At 70.4% G+C, this 1,758-nt stretch carries 2 pseudogenes; both read right to left on the bottom strand.

Features of this window, described 5'->3' with window-relative positions:
* Positions 1-1,091, bottom strand: a pseudogene (locus tag HR086_RS46635) (hypothetical protein); the annotation flags it as partial.
* 124 nt (positions 1,092-1,215) lie between these two features.
* Positions 1,216-1,758, bottom strand: a pseudogene (locus HR086_RS46630) (hypothetical protein); the annotation flags it as partial.

Below are 1,758 nucleotides of genomic sequence, written 5' to 3'. Positions count from 1 at the left end.
GCCCCCGCCCCCGCCCGCGCTTCCAACCTGTCGAGCACGGCCTTCAGCGCCTCTACGCGAGGCACTGTCGCCTGGAGCCGTAACCTCTCCTTCCTGGCGAGACCCGCTTCACGGAAGGCGCGCGCACCCGTTCCTCCTGAGTACAGGCCCACCATGAGGGCCGCGGGCGCCAGCCGCCGCGTGGCCTCCTCGTACTCGCCCTTCGAGAGGGAGACCCCGCCTTGCACCGTCCCGGCCGCCAGGAAGTAGAAGCCCAGGGGCACGCCGAAGGTGAGGTGGTCAAAGGAGGCCAAGGCCACGTTGCCCGGTGCGAAGGCCCCCAGGTACTGCGCCTTCTCCACCTCCCAGTACGCCGCACGGTACGGGGGAGGTAGCTGCCGAGGCGGCAAGGAGGCCTCCACGCTTCGGCTTCCACCCACGAGGGGAATGGAGGAGGCGACTTCATCCGTGGCCTTCCCCAACCCTCGCGCGAGGTCGCTGGCGAGGAAGCCCCTCTCCGGGAAGTCCTCCAGGTCGAGCCCCCTCGCCGACAACTCCGAATGGACGCTCGCCATGCCCCCCAGGGCGCGCTTCAGCAGCCTGTCCTCGGCCAGCAGGCGCAGCACGTCTCGCGCCTCGTCGTCGAAGGTGGTGTGGAAGACGAAGAGGGCAAGGACTTCCGCCTGCCCTGGCCCGTACTTCTCGGCGGCGGTGGAGAGGAAGACGACGCGCTTCTTGAGAAGGACGCTGGCCGCTTCGGCTTCCAACGGGCCCAGGGCGCCCAGCCGGACGGCATTCCAGGCCGAGAGGGACTCCACCAGCCGGGGCATGTCCACCGTGCGCTGGAAGGCCAGGAAGGCCGCTGGAGTGAGGCACTCCAGGAAGGGCGCCAGCACTTCCTCATCCGTGGACAGGCGCGGCCAGCCAGAGGGCACGTCTCCGCAGGCGTCCATGAGGTCGACGATGGGCAGGGGCGACGTCTCACCTCCGTTGCGACCCGCGCCCGGGGTCGTCGCTGACGGAGCTCGACGGCGATGCAGCAGCGGCCCGACTTCGGCCGCGAGGTCGGAGGTGTCCTCGGGCGCGACGGCGTTGTTCCCCAGCGCCAACATGCGCGCCCGACCCGAGCGGGATTCAAGGGTGGCTCCAGAATCAGCCCGAGTGGGCCGCGAGGCACACCCCGCGATGAGGAGCACCAGGGCCAACACCAGACGGGCTCCTCTCCACGGCAGCCGCTCAGCGCTCATCATCCACCCCCACTCCCAAGGCCGCGAAGGCCCCTGGCCGAAGCGTCCCCTCCGGGGAAGGAAACAGCAGCGTGCCGCCCTGCCCCACCGCGAACAGCCGCCCTCCGAGAAACCGCCACCGGGCTTCACCCGAGACGAGGTAGCGCGCGCCCGGCTGTCCCATGCCTGTCGCCAGTCCCCCCACGCCCAGACTCAAGTCCTGGTGGAAGAGGTGTGTCTCCACGCGCCCATCCACATCCACCCGTCCCCAGGTGAAGGCTTCCACGCCCAGGGAGACAAAGAGGTGTCGCCGCCGCATGCCATCCAGGCGCACCGCATCCCAGCCGAAAATCACCTCACCGTAGGCCGAAGCCCCCTCCGGAAAGGACGCCTCCGCCAGCGGCACCGAGGACGCGCCCGCCACCTGGAAGCGCGCCAGCTCGTGGTCCGGGCCGAAGGCGCCCTGCCGAAAGCCTCCGCGCTGAAGGCGCCCCTCCAGGCGCGCTCGCACGTCCAGCATCGGCGACACCGCCTCCATTCCCAGGCCCGCCAC

This window comes from Myxococcus sp. CA039A (assembly GCF_013336645.1).
Taxonomy (GTDB): Bacteria; Myxococcota; Myxococcia; order Myxococcales; family Myxococcaceae; genus Myxococcus; species Myxococcus llanfairpwllgwyngyllgogerychwyrndrobwllllantysiliogogogochensis.
The sequence above is the reverse complement of the archived record's forward strand: the minus strand, read 5'-3'. Positions and strand labels throughout refer to the sequence as shown.